Below are 17,990 nucleotides of genomic sequence, written 5' to 3' on the forward strand. Positions count from 1 at the left end.
AATGGCTTCGGTCCACGGATGCCCAAGCAGGCTTCGTGCCGCCTGCGTTCGATGGTACGGCTGCGCTTGCGGCGCGGATGCGGGCCGACACGCCGGCCCGCGTAGGCGGCAGCCAGCCGCTGTCGGTGCGCTCCTACCGCGTAGACGCCGCCTCTCCCACAAGCGCGGGCGAGGCGCCACTACGGGTAACAGTGTGAGAAAAACATAACCTTTGGATTCGCTCGCAACTGCCCCCGCGAACCCGCTTTCGTGGCTTCATGGAGGCCGCAGCGCAAGCATCGAGTGTTCAATCTGATCTGCTGGAGCGAATCATGGATCTGTCGTCGCTGTTCGATTCACTCACCGGTGCTTGGGGGGATGAAATCCTGTTCTGGGTGGTGGCCGCCGTGGCGGGCTTCATCTGCCTAATTGCGCTGGTGAACGTGCTGGACCTTTTTATCGACAACGAAGCTGACCCTCCCATGAAAGACCCTCGATGACGCCTCAGAACAAGGCCGCCGCCGGACGCCGCTCGAAGGCCACCGACGGCAGCAATGCCAAGCAGCAGCAGCTCGATGGATTCGCAACCGATCATGCGCCCAATCTGACGACCAACCAGGGTCTTCAGATCCCGGACAACCACAATTCGCTCAAGGCCGGGGTGCGCGGGCCCACGCTGCTCGAAGACTTCATCCTGCGCGAGAAGATCACGCACTTCGACCACGAGCGCATTCCCGAGCGCGCGGTGCATGCGCGCGGCTCGGCGGCGCATGGCTATTTCCAGGTCTACAAGTCGATGTCGCAGTTCACCTGCGCCGACTTCCTGCAGGACCCGGACGCGAAGACGCCCGTTTTCGTGCGCTTTTCCACCGTGGCCGGCTCGCGCGGCTCGGCCGACACGGTGCGCGACGTGCGCGGCTTTGCCGTCAAGTTCTACACCCGCGAGGGCAACTACGACCTCGTGGGCAACAACATCCCGGTGTTCTTCATCCAGGACGCGATGAAGTTCCCCGACCTGATCCACGCCGTGAAGCCCGAGCCGCACCACGAGATGCCGCAGGCCGCCAGCGCGCACGACACCTTCTGGGACTTCGTCTCGCTCATGCCCGAGAGCACCCACATGCTGATGTGGGCGATGAGCGACCGTGCCATTCCGCGCAGCCTGCGCATGATGGAAGGCTTCGGCGTGCACACCTTCCGCTTCGTGAACCTGCGCGGCGAGAGCCACTTCGTGAAGTTCCACTGGAAGCCCAAGCTCGGCATCCACGGCCTCGCATGGGACGAGGCGCAGAAGGTCGCGGGCAAGGACCCGGACTTCCACCGCCGCGACCTGTGGGAGGCGATCGAGCAGGGCGACTTTCCCGAGTGGGAGCTCGGCGTGCAGCTGGTGCCGCCCGACAAGGCCGATTCGCTCGGCTTCGACCTGCTCGACCCCACCAAGCTGATCCCCGAGGAGATGGTGCCGGTGCAGCGCATCGGCCGGCTGGTGCTCAACCGCAATCCCGAGAACTTCTTTGCCGAGACCGAGCAGGTGGCCTTCCATCCGGGGCACGTGGTGCCAGGCATCGACTTCAGCAACGATCCGCTGCTGCAGGGGCGCCTGTTCTCCTATACCGACACGCAGATCTCGCGCCTGGGCGGTGCCAATTTCCACGAGCTGCCCATCAACAAGAGCGTGTGCCCGTTCCACAACTTCCAGCGCGACGGCATGCACCGCCAGGCCATCGCGCGCGGCCAGGTGGCCTACGAGCCCAACTCGCTGGGCGACGGCAAGGAGTTCAGGGTCGACGGCGGCAGCGTCGGCTTCCAGCCGCATCCCGACGAACTCGAGTCGCCCAAGGTACGGCGGCGCAGCCCGAGCTTCGACGACCACTTCACGCAGGCGCGGCTGTTCTTCAACAGCCAGAGCGCGGCCGAGAAGGAGCACATCGTTGCGGCCTTCCGCTTCGAGCTCTCCAAGGTCGACGTGCCGGCCATCCGCCAGCGCATGGTCGACAACCTGGCGCACGTCGACGAGAAGCTTGCGCGCCGCGTGGCCGAGCCGCTGGGCATCGGCGCGCCGGACGCCAAGGCGGCCGCGGGCCGCGCGGGCTACCGCGAGCACCGCATGACCCTGCCCATCGAGGAGTCGCCCGCGCTCAGCATGGCCGACAGCGGCGACGGCTCGATCCGCACGCGAAAGATCGCGATCCTCGCGGCCGACGGCATCGACTCCGCCTCGCTCAAGCCGATCCGCGATGCGCTCGAGCAGGCCGGCGGCAAGTGCAAGGTGGTGGGCGCGCGCCTGGGCACCATCGCCAGCGCGTCGAAGCGGCAGATCGACGTCGACATGACCTTTGCCAACGGGCCATCGGTCGTGTTCGATGCCGTGCTGATCCCCGGCGGCGCCCAGGGCGTGGCGGCGCTGGCGGGCATGGGCGATGCGGTGCACTTCGTGCTCGAGGCGTACAAGCACTGCAAGGCGATCTGCACCGTGGGCGACGGCGTGCAGCTGCTCTCCACGCTCGGCATCGGTGCCAACGCGCAGCAGGGCGATGCACCGGCGGGCGTCATCGTCGCGGCCACGCCGGTCACCAACCTCGGCGACACCAGCGAGGCGACGCAGATCGCGCAGGCCTTCATTGCCGCGATTGCCAAGCACCGCCACTGGGACCGCGCCAACATCGATGCGATTCCTGCGTGAACAGGCCCTAGTCCGTTCGCGCTAGGCCTTCTTGCGAATAGGCGCGGCAGGGGGCCGCTCCTAGACTTTCCCCACGAGGCCTGAACGGCGCGCACTTCCGCGGCGTCGACCCCCGCAACCGCGGGCACACGGGCCGCGCGCGGGGGTCCAATGACGTGGTTTTCGAGAAGAACGGAACGGGAGCGCTCGGCACGTCGTGCAGGGGCCGCGGGTGCGCTGGGACTGGCAGCCATTCTTCTGCTGGGCCATGGGTCCCTGGCGTCGGCGCAGCAACAGCAGGCGCCGAATGCCGAGGCCGCGGCCGGCCGGGCGGAGCAGGCCCGGCTCGCCGACACCGACACCTTGCTCGCGTTGACCAGCGAGGGCGCGGTGCTCTACGGGCAGGATGCGGTCAAGCTGTCGGGCTACCAGTACTGCAGCCAGGCAGTGGCGCTGGCCGAGGCCGGCGAATTCCGCCAGAGCGTGCGCGCCGCCAGCAAGGCGCTGCACCTGGCCAATGCCACGCGCGATCCGAACCTGCTGGCCATGGCCAACCGCGACCTGGCCATCGTCTACAGCTATTCCGGCCAGCTCGAGAAGGCCGAGGAATTTGCGCGCGAGGCGCTCAAGCATCCGGCGCGCGACCCCAAGCTGGTGGTCGGCCCGGTGCAGAAGGTGATCGGCGATGTGCGCACGCGCCGCGGCGACTACGCGGGCGCCGTGATCAGCTATGACGAGGCGCTGGCCAACAGTTCGCCGCGCTACGCGCCGCTGGTGCAGGCCTCGCTCGTCAATGCGCTGATCGAAGCGGGCGACGCCACCAGGGCGCGCGAGGTGCTAGGGGGCATGGCGCCGCCCCGGGACGCGCCGCTCACGGCGCAGCTCGACCGCACCCGCGCGCGGCTGCTGCTGGCCGAGAACAAGCCGGCCGAGGCGCGCGACCTCTACCGCGCGCTCACCGCGCGGCAGGTCGGCACCGACACCGAGTACTACCGCCTCTGGGCCTGGGACGGCGTGGCGCGCAGCGAGCTCGCGCTCGGCCAGAAGCAGGCCGCGGCCGAGGCCGTGGCGCGCGCGCTGGGCGGCATCGACCAGGTGCGCGCCAGGTTCCGCAGCGAAGAATTCAAGATGGGCCTGTTCTCGGACCTGCAGTCGGTGTTCGAGCGCGGCGTTGCGATCTACAGCGACGCGGGCGATGCGCGGCAGGCCTTCGAGGTGAGCGAGCGCAGCCGTTCGCGCGCGCTGCTCGATGCGGTGCGCGGCCGCGCGAAGATCAACGAGCGCGCCGCGACCACCGTGGACCTGGCCGCGCTGCAGGGCATGCTGGCGCCCGACGAGCGCGTGGTGCAGTTCCATTCGCTGCCCGACCGGCTGCTGGTGTGGGTGGTCGGCCCGGCCGGCATCGAGGCCAGGACGGTGGCGGTGCGCCGCGAGGAGCTCACCGAGCTGGTCGAGGTGTTCCGCAACTCCATCGTGCGCGGCCGCCGCGCGGCCATCACCAATGCCGACAAGCTGGGCGCCGCGCTGCTCGGGCCGCTGGCCCTGGCGCCTGGGCAGCGGCTGATCGTGGTGCCGCACGGGCCGCTGCACTACCTGCCGTTCCAGGCGCTGCGGCTCGACGGACGCTACGTGATCGAGACGCATCCGGTGGCGGTGGCGCCTTCGATCAGCATCGCGGTGCAGCTCGCGCAGCGCTCGCCACGCGTGGGCGCATCGCTCACCGCCTTCGGCAATCCGCGCATCGAGGACAAGTACGACCTGCCCGGCGCCGAGGTCGAGGTGAAGCAGCTCGCGCAGCTGTTCCCGCGCAACGCGGTGTACATGGGCGCCGCGGCCACCAAGACGCAGTTCCGCGACGTGGCTGCGCGCTCGCCGCTGATGCACGTGGCGGCGCATGCCGAGGCCGATGCGGTCGATCCGCTGTACTCGCGCATCCTGCTGGCCAACGAGGGCGGCAAGCAGAATTTCCTGGAGGCGCACGAGATCCTCGGCCTGCCGATGGACGGCACCGCGCTGGTCACGCTGTCGGCCTGCGAGTCGGGGCTCGGGCGCATCGCGCAGGGCGACGAGGTGCTGGGCTTCACGCGCTCCTTTCTCTCGGCCGGCAGCTCGAGCCTGATCGCATCGCTGTGGCCGGTGTCGGACGACGCGACCGCGGTGCTCATGAGCACCCTCTATGGCGAGCTGGCCAAGGGCCGCGACATCCAGAAGGCGATGCAGGCCGGGCAGCTGGCGGTGCTGAAGGATCCCAAGATGTCCCACCCCTTCTTCTGGGCGCCGTTCAACCTGATCGGCAACTGGCGTCTCACGGTGGGGAGCTGACATGAAAAGAACAACCGGGATGCGCGCCATCCAACGCTCCACGCCGGTCGCCCTTGCCGCCACCGCCCTGGTGAGCGCCACGCTGCTTGTTGCCGTCCAGCGCGCACATGCAGCAGAACCCGATGCCAACGCGCTGCTGCCAACCAAGGACCCCTGCGGCAGCTGCGACCGCCCGCTCGCGCAGGCCACCGGCACCGTGGCACCGCAAAGCCTGCCCGCGCCGCCGCAAGCTCCCGCCGCCAAGTTCAAGCTCAACGACCTGCGGCTCAACGGTGTCAAGGCACTGAGCAACGAGGAACTGCAGAGCATCACCGCGCCCTACATCGGGCGCGACGTCACGCTCGGCGATCTCGAAAGCCTGGCGCAGGCCATCACCGCGCGCTACAAGGAGCGCGGCTACTTCCTCGCGCAGGCCGTGGTGCCCGTGCAGACCGTGCGCGACGGCATCGTCGAGATCAGCGTCATCGAAGGCCGGCTCGGCAAGGTCGAGGTGATCGTTGCACCCGATGCGCCCGTCGGCGAGGCGCGCGTGCGCGGATTCCTTGCGCCATTGCAGCCCGGGGAGGCCGTGAACGCGCCGGCCTACGAGCGCTCGATGCTGCTGCTGTCGGACCAGCCCGGCATCAAGGTCTCGTCCGCGCTGCAGGAAGGCACGCAACCGGGCACCACCGACCTGTCGGTGGAAGTGGCGGCGGCGCCGCGCTGGGCCTTCGCGGCCGAGGCCGACAACCACGGCACCAAGGAATCCGGCCGCTACCGCCTCGGCGGCACGATGCGCTGGGCGAGCCCCTTCGGCATCGGCGACAACCTGGACGTGCGCGCCATGGTCTCCAACGGCAATGCGCTGCAGTTCGGCCGCGTCGCCTACGAGGCGCCGATCGGCAGCAGCGGCCTGCGCGCCGGCGTCGGGCTGGCACGCGTCAACTACGAGCTGGGCGGCGAGTTTTCGGAGCTGGGCGCCCAGGGCAAGGCCGACGTGTTCGACGTCTCGCTGAGCTATCCGCTGATCCGCCAGCGCCAGCACAACCTCTTCCTGCGGCTGTCGGCCGACAGCAAGAAGCTCACCGACGAGTACACGGCGGTCGACTTCTCGGCGCGCAAGCGGGTGCGCGGCTTCGGCCTGGGCTGGACCTGGGAGCGCCGCGACGACTGGCTGGGCGGCGGCTACTGGGCGAGCACCGGCAATCTCTATCACGGCCGGCTCTCGATCCGCGATGCCGACAGCCTGCAGACCGACCAGGGCCCGGGCGGCCACCGCACCGAAGGCGGCTTCACCAAGGCCACCTTCCAGCTCTCGCGCCTGCAGGCGGTGCTGCCCCGGCACTCGCTGTACCTGGCGCTGGGCGGGCAGTGGGCCAGCAAGAACCTCGACGCCTCGGAAAAGCTCTCGCTGGGCGGCGCGCGTGCCGTGCGCGCCTACCCCTCGGGCGAACTGCTGGTGGACCAGGGCGTGATCGGCACCGTGGAATGGCGCTGGTCGTTCGACGCCGAGTTCACGCCCTTCGTGTTCTACGACGCGGCGCGCGGCCGCCCGACGAAGAACCCGACGATCTTCGATGCCGGCTCCCATTCGCGCAGCTTGCGCGGCGCGGGCATCGGCCTGAGCTGGACGCGGCCCGGCAACTTCACCATCAACGCCACGCTGGCCTGGCGCGCCGGCACCGACCCGGCGCGCACCGACGGCGGCGGGCGCAACCCGCGGCTGTACGTGCAGGCGCAAAAGACCTTCTGAGGGCAGCATGAGAAACCATGATCTTTCCGCGAAAGCCCTGCCGCGGCACTGGCGCGTGCGGCCGCTCGTGCTGTCGCTGGCCTGCATGGGCATGGTGCCGGCCTGGGCGCAGCTCAACCTGCCGACGGGCTTTCCGCAGAGCGGCAATGTGGTGTTCGGCAATGTGAGCGTCGCGCCCAATGGCACGGCGGCCATGCAGAGGCTCAACCAGAGCACGATGAACGCCATCGTCAACTGGAATGCGTTTTCGCTGGCCGGCGGCAAGACGCTGGACATCAACCAGCAGATGGGCGCCGCGAGCGTGATGCTCAACCGCGTGGTGGGCACCGGCGGAGTGATCGAGCAGTCGGTCATCAACGGCACGCTGTCGGCCAACGGGCACGTGTTCGTGGTCAATCCCTCGGGCGTTCTCTTCGGCAGCACCGCCCAGGTGAACGTCGGCGGGCTGGTGGCGTCCACGCTGGACATCAGCGACAGCCAGATCGCCAAGGAGGGCAGCGTGGTGGGCAAGGGCAGCCAACTGCTGTTCGGCGGCGGCCTCAACGATGCCAACAGCATTGCCCGCGTGACGGTCCAGCCCGGTGCGGTCATCAGCGTGGGCGAGGGCGGCACGCTCGGGCTGATCGGCGCGCTGGTGCGCAACGAAGGCGAGATCAACGTGGCGCGCGGCTCGGCGGGCCTCGTGTCGGGCGCCCGGGTGACGCTGGACTTCGAGGGCGACGGGCTGACGAAGTTCACGGTGCCGGTCGAAGGCGGGCTCATGAACACGTCGGTGGCCAGCGTTCAGGCGACCGATCCCACCACCAAGGCGCTGGTGATGAACACCGGCACCATCACGGCCGACGGCGGGCGCGTGGTGCTGGTGGGCGCCTCCGGGCTGGTGCAGCAGGTGGTCAACCAGAGCGGCACGGTGCGCGCGCGTTCGCTGGTCGAGCGCGGCGGCGAGATCGTGCTCGAGGCCATCGGCGCGCAGGTCGACAGCGGTGCGGGCCTCGAGGTGAGCGGCACGCTGGATGCGAGCGGCACTGCGGCCGGCGTGGCCGGCGGCAGCATCCGCACCACGGCCGGCAACCTGAGCGTGCTGGCGGGCGCGCAGATCGCCGCCGGCGGCAATGCAGGCGGCGGCAACGGCAGCTGGACGGCCGAGGCGGGACGCAATCTCTCGATCGTGGCCGATGCCGACGCCGGCAACATCGCGGCCAGCGTCATCGGCAAGGCGCTGAGCCAGGGCACCGACGTGACGCTGACCACGCGTTCGTCCAGCAAGGTGGCGCAGATCAACGACGCCGTCGTGTTCCAGCCCGGCGCCCAGGTGATCAAGGACGGCGGCGGCACGGCCACGCTGCGCGTGAATTCGGTGGGCAACATCGACATGCGCTGGGCGGCCGAGGGCCAAGGTGCAACGATCGCTTCCACCAGCGGCGCGCTGAACGTCGAGTTCAATGCCGACGCGCAGGGCCTGGCCGCCGCCGAGGCCGGCCAGGCCAACGGCATTGCGGCGGCCATCCGGCTGGACCGCGCGCGCATCGATGCCAACGGTGGGAACATCCGCTTCTTCGGGCAGGGTGACAGCGACAACGGGCGAGCGATCGGCGGGCAGGTCAAGGGCCCGGACGCCGATGGCGCCGGCGATATTCGCAGCGGCGTCTGGCTGGGCGGCAGCACCTTGAGCACGCTCGGGGCGGGGCGCATTTCGCTGCGCGGCGAAGGCGGCACCGCCGAGGTGGGCAGCGGCTTCCTGAGCGCCACCGATGGTGTGCGCATCGACGGCGACAGCACGCTCCGCACGCAGGCCGGCGGCATCACCCTGGCCGGCCGCGGCGCCGCGGGAGGCTCGGGCGTGCGGCTGAACGGCGACGACTATTCGGTCGCACTGTCTTCGGCGAGCGGCGACATCGCCCTGACCGGGACGGTGCGCGACTGGACCGGCGGCGGCCCGGTCGGCGAGCCCCCGGACGGCGCCGGCGTACGGATCACCGGCGCGAAGCTGGCCACCGGCGGCGATGTGCGCATCACGGGCCAGGGCGGCGACCTGTCGGGCATGGCCGCCGGCCTGCGCACGCAAGCTGTCGAATTCGGTTCCAGCTACACCGTGGGCGCTTCGAATGGCGTGATGATCGATGACACGCGGGTCGAGGCCGGCGCAGGCCGCAGCATCGCGATCACCGGCACGGCCGGCAGCGCGGGCTTCGGCTATGACGGCAACGGCGCGGCGCTGGGCTTCGCGCCGCTGGACGCGACGGTCACCCCCTTTGGTGTGCGGCTTTCGTCGTCCCAGCAGACCGACGGGCTGCATGCCGCGGGCGGCAGCATCCGGGTCGCGGCCGGCACGGGCGATGTGAGCCTGACAGCCGGCGCCTTCGAGGGCACGCTGCTCGATGCCGCCAGCGCCACCGGCATGGGCGGCAGCATCGGCGTGACGGGGCGCAACATCCTCGCGCAATCGACGGCGGACGCCAGCGGCCTCGCGGACGCCAGCGGTACGGGCGGCGGCGGCAGCATCGAGATCCGCGGCAGCACCGCGGCCGGCGCCGGCAACGAGAACACGGGCGTGGTTTCGGTGGGCCCGAACCTCACGCTGCTGGCCAACGCCCTGGGCAGCGGCAACGGCGGCAGCATCACCGTCGTGGGCGAGCGTTCGGTGCGCGCCTTTAGCGACCTGCAGGCCCGGGGCGGCAGCGCCGGCGGCAACGGCGGCACGATCGAAACCTCGGGCGGCTCGTTCGACGTGAGCGGCATCCGCGTCGACGCCTCGGCGCCGGCCGGCCTGGCGGGGCGGTGGATCGTCGATCCCTATGACGTCACCATCGTCCACGGCGCGGCAGGCGGCGGCAGCCTGCCGACCAACCCCTTCGACCCGGTGGCCACCTCGACCATCCAGGACGGCGACATCAACAGCGCGCTGAACACCGGCACGAGCGTGACCATCACCACGGGCACTGCGGGAACGGATGCGGGCGACATCCGCTTCGGCAGCGGCATGCTGATCGAGCGCACGGCGGGCAGCGCGCCGCTGGTGTTCGAACTGAATGCGGCGCATTCGATCGGCGACCGCGTGTTTTCCAGCTCGTATCTGGCGCCGATCATCCGTTCGACCACGGGGCCGATGGACGTGATCTTCAATGCCGGCTCGGGCGGTGCGCTCGACGGCTATGTCCATTACTTCGGCAATACGGGGGCCGACCAGGCCGTCATCTCCACCAACGGGGGCCGCGTGCTGGCGCACGCCACGGGCACGGGCTATGCCGAAGTGGTTTTCAATTCCGCCAGTATCGATACCGGCGGCGGCGAGCTGCGCCTGCAGACGGACGGGCCGAGCACCACCCAGTTCGTCGCGCTCAGTGGCGACGTGCACACGCGCGGCGGCAGCGTGACGCTGGACTCCGGCTTCGTCGGCGGCAGCCCCGCATTCAGCGACATCAACATCGACGTGGACGGCACCATCGACACGGGCGGCGGCGCGGTGTCCATCCATGCGCATGGCGTCGGCGGCATCTACGATTCGGTGACCAGCAGGTTCAACAACCAGATCATCACCAACGGCGGGGCGGTGTCGATCCTGAATGGGCAGACCGGCGCGCCCTCGGGTTTCGTGCTGCTCCAGGGCACCCGGATCGACACGCGCGTCGGCCAGTCCGATGTGGGCGCCGGCGGCGACGTGAGCATCGCCGGCGGCGGCGTGAGCCTCAACGGAGCGCGCATCGACAGCGCCACCGGCGACGTGGCCATCACCGGGACCGGCGGCACGGGCCAGAGCGGCAGCGCGGTGCAGCTGGATTCGCTGTTCCTGCGGGCCGTGGGGGTCCCGGTTCCCACCGCCATCTCGACCACCAGCGGCAACGTGCTGGTGCGGGGCGTGCAGGACTTCGACCGCGGCTCGAGCGCATTCAACGCGACGCACGGCGTGCTGGTGACCGGCGGCAGCAGCATCACCACGGGCAGCGGCAGCATCGCGCTGCAGGGCCTGTTTGCCAGCGCGGTGGTCGATGGCACCGACAGCGGCGTGCGGCTGGAAAACGGCGCGCGCCTGGCCACCACCGGCGGCGGCAGCATCGAGCTGACCGGCAGTTCCCTGCAGGGCACCCCCGGCGTGTCGATCCAGCCCGGCCTCTTGTCCACCGGCGCTCCGGGCGCGGCGCCGCAGGTGCAAAGCAGCGGCAACCTGGTGCTGCGCGCCAGCAACGACGGCAGCGCGCCGGCCCTGGCCATCGACGTGCCGGTGAGCGCCGCCGGCACCATCAACCTGCGGCCGGGCGGCATGGACGCGTCGCTCAATGCCTTCGACGCCACGGCCGCCGCCATCACCGTGGGCGGTGCGGCGGGGGGCGGGTTCACGCTGTCGGATGCGCTGATGTCGCGCCTGAATGCGCCCAGCGTGGTGGTGGGCAGCAACACGCACGCAGGCACCATCACCGTGGCCGGGCCGGTGGCGACCGGCGGCGCACTCACGCTGCAGAACGAAGGCGTGGGCGGCGGCGCCGGCGGCATCGTGCTGAACGGCGCCGTCACGGCGGACCGACTGGGCCTGCTCTCGGCCGGCGACATCACGCAGACGGTGAAAGCACCGATCACCGCCCAGCACCTGCTGGCGCGCTCCAGCCGCGGCAGCGTGCTGCTGGACCAGGCGGCCAACAACGTGAGCGAGAACACGCTGGGCGGCGGCGCCGCCGGCGCCTTCCGCTACCAGGACGTCGATGGCGTGCGCATCGGCGCGCTGTCGGTCACCGGCTTCGACGCCGGCACCAACCAGCCGCAGGTGGTGTCGGCCACCTCGATGGCGGCCGACACGGTGTTCGTGCGCACGCTCTCGGGCGACCTCACGCTGGACACCGCCGTCACCAGCACCTCGGGCACCGACCTGGTGGCCGCGGCGCGCTTCCAGAATGCGGGCGGCGGCAGCCTGGGCGGCGCGCCCTGGCGCATCTGGGCCGACACCTGGGTGGGCGAGTCGCGCGGCGGCCTCGCCGGCTCGGGCGCCACCCCCAACCTGTTCCACTGCGCCTACCTGGGGCTGTGCACCGTGAGCATCACGCCGGGCGACAACCATTTCATCTATGCCCAGCAGCCGCGGGCCACGGTGGTCATCGGCGACGCCAGCCGGCCCTTCGGCATGGCCAACCCGCCCTTCGGCTTCACCATCGGCGGGCTGATCCTGGGCGACGGCACGGCCGGCTTCATGGGCACGCCCACGAGCCTGGCCGGCATCTTCAGCCCCGCGGGGCGCTATGCGATCAACGGCAGCTTCACCTCGGCGGCCGGCTATGCGGTGGACGTGGTGCCCGGGACGCTGACCGTGACGGCCAACCTGCGCCGGCCGGACTTCCCGGGCTCGGACCTGGTGCGCGAGCTGCCCAACACCAACACCTACACCTTCGACCGCAACCTCGGCGCGCCGCCGATCTGCTTTGCCACCGGGCCGTTGGAGGGCGAACGTGCGCAGCAGGACGGCGACCTGCTGGCGCGCGAATGGTCGCGCGTGCGTTCGCGGCCCAACCTCACGAGCTGCGTGGCCACGGACCGCAAGAACGGCTGCGCGGATTTCTGAGAGCGGACCTGGCCGTGGAACTGCCGCCGCCCCTGTTCCTGTTCCTCCAGACCAACAAGCGCTGCAACCTGCGTTGCGAGCACTGCGACTTCTGGAAGCTCGACGACGCCGACCGCGCGCGCTACCTCGGCGCGGCGCGCCGGCGCGAGCTGCTGGCGGAGTTCGCCGGGATGAATCCCCGGGGCAGCGTGGTGATCTGCGGCGGCGAGAGCATGCTCGACCTGGAAGACTACTTCCACATCTCGCGCAGCTGCCGCGAACTGGGCCTGACCTGCCTGTCGGTCGTCAACGGCACCCGCGTGCGCGACGAGGCCATGGCCGAGCGCATGATCCGCGAGGGCCCGCATGGCATCTCGGTGTCGCTCAACAGCCATCGGCCGGCCCTGCACGACCGCACGCGCGGCGTGAAGGGCGCCTTCGGCAAGGCGGCCGATGCGCTGCGCCTGCTGCTGGCGGCGCGCTCGCGCGCGCCGGGCAGCGATACGAAGATCAACGTGATGGGCCTCATCTTCGACGAGAACTACCTCGAGCTGGAGGACTTCTACGCCTTCGTGCTGGACGAGCTGGGCGCCGACAAGCTGAAGCTGAACTTCCTGCAGCCCAGCTTCGGCCAGATGGCGCTGGTCGATCCGTTCTTCGCGGCCCACCGCGACGTCGATCCGGACCGGCTGGTCGAGGTGATCCGCCGCTGCGACCAGCGCTTCCGCCTGGGGCTGAACCCGCTCTGGCTGCATCAGGTCCACATGTACTTCTCCACGCTGCGCGCCTGCCCGGACGCGGCGCGCGGCTGGGGCTCGCACACGCGCACGCCGGAACACATCTGCAACACCTACGAGCGCAACATCATGGTGGACCACTATGGCGTGGCGCGCCTGTGCTTCTCGGGCAGCTTTCCGGGCATGCGGCTGGACAAGCCCGGCGACTTGCGCCTGTTCTGGCGCGAGGCGGAGTTCGTCCGCACGGCGATGCGCGGGTGCAACCAGTTCTGCGGCATCAGCCACAGCGTGCGACGGGAGACCAGCACCTGCGCCTCGCGCCGCCCGGCCGCGCTCTTTCCCGCGGCGCGGCCCGCGGCCCGCACCATCCCCGTACTGGCGGACCGCGGAAGCTGAGGTGAACGACGCGCCGCTCAGGGTGGCTGTGGTCACCCCCTATCACCGCGAGCCGCCAGCCGTGCTGCGCCGCTGCATGCAGAGCGTGCGCGCGCAGGGCCATCCGCAGGTGGTGCACTACATGGTGGCGGACGGTCTTCCGCAGCCCGGGCTGCTGGCCGAATGGCCGCAGGTGAGGCACATCCCGCTGCCGCACGGCAACGCCAACTTCGGCTGCACGCCGCGCGGCATCGGCGCGCTGTGCGCGCTGGCCGACGGCGCCGACATGGTGTGCTTCCTGGACGCGGACAACCTGTTCCTGCCCGGCCACGTTGCCTCGGTGGTGCAGGCCTACGCCGAGGCCCGGGAGCGGGGCCGGCCGGTCGATGCGGTGTTCTCTTCCCGGTACATGTTCCTGCCGGGCCACGAGCACCTGCGCATCGTTCCGCCGGACGAGGCGCCGGGCTCGGATTTCGTGGACACCAACTGCATCAGCCTGGCCCGCTCGGCCGGGTTTCTCTGGGGCGCCTGGTCGCAGCTGCCGCGTTCGCTGACCCCCGTGTGCGACCGGGCGATGTGCTGGCTCATGCAGCACCACGGGCTGCGGGTGCGCTGGACCCGGCAGAGCACCGTGCTGTACGAATCGCACTGGCGGGCCACCTATCTGCAGGCCGGCCTGCCGCCGCCCGAGGGGCTGCACGACGAGCTGCTGCGCTCGGCCGGAGTTGGCCTGACACCGGAGGAACTCTGGGGCCTGCTGCGGGTGCGGTGGACCTTCGATCCGCCGGCCCGGCGGGCATGACGGACCCGGCGCGCCGGCTCATCCCGGGAGGCCGTGGTCGCCCAGTGCGCCCAGCGCGCGCGGCAGGTCGCCGTGCCAGGTCTTCAGGCCCTGGTGCGACAGGCGCGACTGCAGGTCGACGAACACCTGGCCGCCCAGCTGCTGCCAGCGCCGGCAGAAGGCGAAGTCCTCGCTCAGGTAGCGGCCGGTGGCGGGCTCGAACTGGGTGTCGAAGAAGCGCCAGTGCGGCAGGTGCGCATTGGCGTGGTCGCCGGCCTCGGGGGTGTAGCGCAGCTCGGGCATGGCCGCGGCCATGCGTTCGAACACGCCGCGGGCGATCAGCATGAAGCCGGTGGGTGCGTCCAGCACCTCGACGAAGCCGTCGGCGTCGGCCTGCGTCGGCGTGTGGCGCAGGTTCAGCGGATAGCGCGCATGCAGTGCGTCGAAGTCGGCCTGCGTGGCGCCCGCCGGCAGCGGCCGCGCCAGGCCCTGGGCCGGCCAGCCATCGTGCTTGTGCGGGTAGACGCCGGCCACCACCTCGCGGCCGGACAGCAGCAGGCGCAGCGCCGCATCGGGCGCGAAGCCGACGTCGGCGTCGATCCAGAACAGGTGCGTCCACTGCGCATCGGCCATGAACTCGGCCACCAGCCGGTTGCGCGCGCGCGTGAGCAGGCTGTCGCCGTCGAGGAAGCGCGTCTGCATCGCGAAACCATGCGTCCACGCCGCATTGACCAGGCCCAGCAGGCTGCGCACGTAGAGGCTGGTCATGGCGCCGCTGTAGCTGGGCGTGGCGACGAAGGGGCGGATGTCCTTGAGGGCGGCGGTGTCGAGCATGGCGTCGTCGAAGGTGATGGAGGAGGGCGTGCCATTCAGGCCGCGTGCGCATGGCGCCGCGTGGTGAGCAGCGCGCGCAGCTTGGCCGGCGCGACCGGCTTGGTCAGCAGCATCACGCCGCCATGGCGCAGCCGCTGCAGCACCTCGGGCCCGGTGGCGCCCGAGACCAGCACCGCGAGCGCATCGGGCTGCAGGCGCCTGGCGGCGTCGATCACGTCCATGCCGTCGCCGTCGCCGGCCAGCTGGAGGTCGCACAGCACCGCGTCGAAATGCACATCGCCCGTGCCCAGCCGCGCGATGGCCTCGGCGCCCGTGGCCACGCATTCGACCTGGCAGCCCCACTGCTCCAGCAGCGCGCGGCTGCCGTCGAGGATGGCGGGGTCGTCGTCCACCACCATGCAGTGCAGGCCGGCCAGCGGCGTCAGCGCGAGCGGCACGGGCTCGGGCGCGGTGGCGTCGGCCGCATGGGCCGCGGGCAAGCTGAGTGCGAAGGTGCTGCCTGCCTGCAGCGCCGAGCGCAGCGTGATGCGGGTGCCCAGCAGCGCCGCGATGCGCGCGCAGATCGCCAGGCCCAGGCCGAAGCCGCGGCGCCGGTCGCGCTCGGTGTTGGCCACCTGGTAGAACTCCTCGAAGATGCGGCCCTGGTGGATGGGCGCGATGCCGATGCCGTTGTCGCGCACCTCGATGCGCACGCTGTCGCCGTTCTTTCCGCGGGCGCGGCGCGCGGCCACCAGCACGGTGCCGCCGGCCGGCGCATGGCGCAGCGCATTGGCCACCAGGTTGCCGACGATGCGCTGCAGCAGCGCGGCGTCGCTGCGCACCGCCAGGCCGCGGTCGCTCCAGCGCAGGCGCACATGCGTTTCGACCGCGGTGGCGGCATGCTGCGCATCGAGCTGGTCGAACAGCGCCGCGAGCGGCACCTTGGTGATCGCCGGCGTCAGCACCTGGGCATCGAGCCGCGAGATCTCCAGCAGGTCGTCGAGCAGCACGCCCATGAACTCGGTGCTCTCCTGCAGCCGCAGCATGGCGGGGCGCTGCGCGGGGCTGGCGCCCGGCAGCAGGCCGTCGATGAACAGGCCCATGGCATGCAGCGGCTGGCGCAGGTCGTGGCTGGCCGCGGCCAGGAAGCGGGCGCGCGAGAGCGCCGCCTGCTCGGCCTCGGCCATGCGCTGCAGCGCCACCGCGGTGGCCTCGCGCACGCGCTCCTCGCTGATCTGCCGGTTGCGCTGCAGGCGTTCGGCCAGGCGGTCGATGTCGTGCGCGAGCACCGTGAGCTCGTGCGCGCGGCCCCTGCCGGAATTGCCGGTGGACGCGCGGCTGTCGCCCTCGGCCACATCGCAGCGCGCCTCGAAGTGCCCGGCCTCGAGCGCGGCCACGGTGCGCGAGATGCGCCGCAGCGGCCGTGCCACCGTGCGCGCCATGTGGCGCACCGAGGCCCAGGCTGCGAGCAGCGCCACCAGCGCAATGCCGATGCTCGCGATCAGCGAGCGGCTGCGTTCGCGCGCATAGGCCGTGGTGTCGCGGAAGGTCTGCACCAGGCCGATGGGCGTGTCGCCGGCGGCGGTGGAGCCGGCCGGCGCGAAGGCGCTGGCACGCGAGGCTTCGCGCAGCGTGACCGGCGAGGTGAACATGCGCAGCTGCGCGAGCGACGAGGCCTTGGGACCGGCCGTCACGTAGACGCCGGCGCTGTTGCTGATTTCCACGCGCATCACCTGGCCGCCGCGCAGCGCGGCATTGGCCACGTTCTGCAGCGCGGGCAGGTCGCCGGCATAAAGGCTCAGGTCGGACATGGCCGCCACCTGGCGCGCCACCGCCTGGCCCTCGGCGTCGAAGGCGGCCTCGAGCGTCTGCAGCCGGCTGTGGGTGAACCAGCCCGTGAGCGCGAGCGCCACCGCGGCGCACGGCACCACGCCGAGCCGGAACAGGTCGCGCTGCAGGTTGCCGCGCACCAGCAGCGTGGGCGTCGGCGCGGTGGGGTGAAGCGGCGCCGATGCATCGGCGCGCCCGCCCGGGGAGGGCAGCGTCTCGCTCATCGGACGACCGTGAGCCGCTCGGTCAGTTCCCGTTCCTCGGGCAGGCGCAGGCCGAGTCCGCGCGCCACGGTGACGTTGACCCGCACGGTCGCGGGCGCAGCCGATTCGACCAGCGGGTTGGTGCTGCCGCCGGCGCCGCTCGCAAGCTTCTGCCCGAGCTGGCGCGCCTGCTGGGCCAGTTGCGCCGGCGTGGAGACGGCGGCGGCCAGGCCGCCCGAGCGCACCAGCCCTTCGCTGGCACCGAACACCGGCAGGCCCGCACCGGCGCCGGCGCGCAGCACCGAGAGCGTGGCGGCCTGGTTGTCGCCGATCAGGTCGGGCAGCACCAGCAGGGCATCGCTGCGCGGCAGCACCGAGTGCAGCGCGCCGGCCAGCGACCTGTTGTCGGGTGCGTACTCCACCTGGATGTCCCAGGGCGGATTGCCGTTCTGCGCGGCGCGCTGCAGCTCGCGCACCAGCGGTTCGGATTCGAGCGTGGCGACCACGCCGATGCGGTGCTTCTGCGGCAGCACCGCGCCGATCAGCGCGAGCTGGTCCGCCATGGCCGGATCTCGCAGCAGCACGCCCACACGCCGGTCGCCGCGCTTGAGCGCCGGGCTGCTGGCGCGAAGGCTCTCGTAGTCGAGCCGGCTCAGCATCGCGAGCACCAGCGGCTGCTGGCCCGGGCGCTCCAGCGCGGCGCGTGCAGCGGGCGCGCCCACCGCGAGGGTGAGCGCGGCGTTCGCGGGCGCGGTGCGCAGGCTGCGCGTGCGCACGCCGGCATTGGCGCCGCGTTCGGACTCGGGTTCGGCGCGGGCCGTTTCCACCGGCTGCGCGGCTTCGGCGCCGCCCGGGGCCAGCCGCACCAGTTCGAAGCGGCTGCCGGGCTCCTGGCTCGCGCGCAGGTGCTGCACGAACTCGGCATGCGCCGGGAGCTCGTCGCCCACCAGCACCGTGAGCTCGGCCGCCGCGGCACTGGCCGCGGGCTGCGCCATGCACACCAGGGCCAGCACGGCGCAGGCGCCTTGGCGT

The 17,990-nt window shown here is 71.3% G+C and carries 10 protein-coding genes; 7 read left to right on the forward strand and 3 right to left on the reverse strand.

Annotated elements, in window-relative coordinates:
* The first annotated feature begins 311 nt into the window (after positions 1-311).
* The 7 genes from IB278_RS11790 (at position 312) to IB278_RS11820 (ending at position 14,133) form a co-directional block, all read left to right on the forward strand.
* Positions 312-479 (forward strand): hypothetical protein, encoded by a 168-nt coding sequence (locus IB278_RS11790; RefSeq protein ID WP_021005272.1) that lies wholly within the window; start codon positions 312-314, stop codon positions 477-479.
* Positions 476-2,662, forward strand: a complete 2,187-nt coding sequence (locus IB278_RS11795) for a catalase (protein ID WP_192323513.1) — start codon at positions 476-478, stop codon at positions 2,660-2,662. The genes IB278_RS11790 and IB278_RS11795 overlap by 4 nt, the downstream gene beginning before the upstream one ends.
* A 150-nt stretch (positions 2,663-2,812) precedes the next feature.
* A complete protein-coding gene (locus tag IB278_RS11800) occupies positions 2,813-4,963 on the forward strand; it encodes a CHAT domain-containing protein (RefSeq protein WP_145742482.1) in 2,151 nt (716 codons plus the stop codon).
* A 19-nt stretch (positions 4,964-4,982) separates the two neighbouring features.
* Positions 4,983-6,695 carry a ShlB/FhaC/HecB family hemolysin secretion/activation protein gene (locus IB278_RS11805; RefSeq protein ID WP_145742991.1) on the forward strand — a complete coding sequence of 571 codons (1,713 nt, stop codon included), beginning with the start codon at positions 4,983-4,985 and terminating at the stop codon, positions 6,693-6,695.
* A gap of 7 nt (positions 6,696-6,702) precedes the next feature.
* Positions 6,703-12,240 (forward strand): filamentous hemagglutinin N-terminal domain-containing protein, encoded by a 5,538-nt coding sequence (locus tag IB278_RS11810; RefSeq protein WP_192323514.1) that lies wholly within the window; start codon positions 6,703-6,705, stop codon positions 12,238-12,240.
* A 14-nt stretch (positions 12,241-12,254) separates the two neighbouring features.
* Positions 12,255-13,352, forward strand: coding sequence for a radical SAM protein (locus IB278_RS11815; RefSeq protein WP_192323515.1), 1,098 nt, complete (start codon positions 12,255-12,257; stop codon positions 13,350-13,352).
* Between the two features lies 1 nt (position 13,353).
* The gene (locus tag IB278_RS11820; protein WP_145742477.1) at positions 13,354-14,133 is read left to right on the forward strand and encodes a glycosyltransferase family A protein; all 780 of its coding nucleotides are present in this window, start codon (positions 13,354-13,356) and stop codon (positions 14,131-14,133) included.
* An 18-nt stretch (positions 14,134-14,151) separates the two neighbouring features.
* Here IB278_RS11820 and IB278_RS11825 read toward each other — a convergent pair whose 3' ends face one another.
* From IB278_RS11825 to IB278_RS11835, 3 genes are read right to left on the reverse strand one after another with little or no spacing between them, the layout of a single operon-like run.
* Complete coding sequence (locus IB278_RS11825; RefSeq protein ID WP_145742475.1) at positions 14,152-14,946, reverse strand: hypothetical protein; 795 nt, start codon at positions 14,944-14,946, stop codon at positions 14,152-14,154.
* A gap of 35 nt (positions 14,947-14,981) precedes the next feature.
* The gene (locus IB278_RS11830; RefSeq protein WP_192323516.1) at positions 14,982-16,979 is read right to left on the reverse strand and encodes a hybrid sensor histidine kinase/response regulator; all 1,998 of its coding nucleotides are present in this window, start codon (positions 16,977-16,979) and stop codon (positions 14,982-14,984) included.
* Complete coding sequence (locus IB278_RS11835; protein ID WP_261380268.1) at positions 16,976-17,971, reverse strand: ABC transporter substrate binding protein; 996 nt, start codon at positions 17,969-17,971, stop codon at positions 16,976-16,978. Before IB278_RS11835 ends, IB278_RS11830 begins: the two co-directional genes overlap by 4 nt.
* Positions 17,972-17,990 lie beyond the last annotated feature (19 nt).

It is taken from the genome of Variovorax sp. VRV01 (genome assembly GCF_014852545.1).
In the GTDB taxonomy this organism is placed as follows: domain Bacteria; phylum Pseudomonadota; class Gammaproteobacteria; order Burkholderiales; family Burkholderiaceae_C; genus Variovorax; species Variovorax beijingensis_A.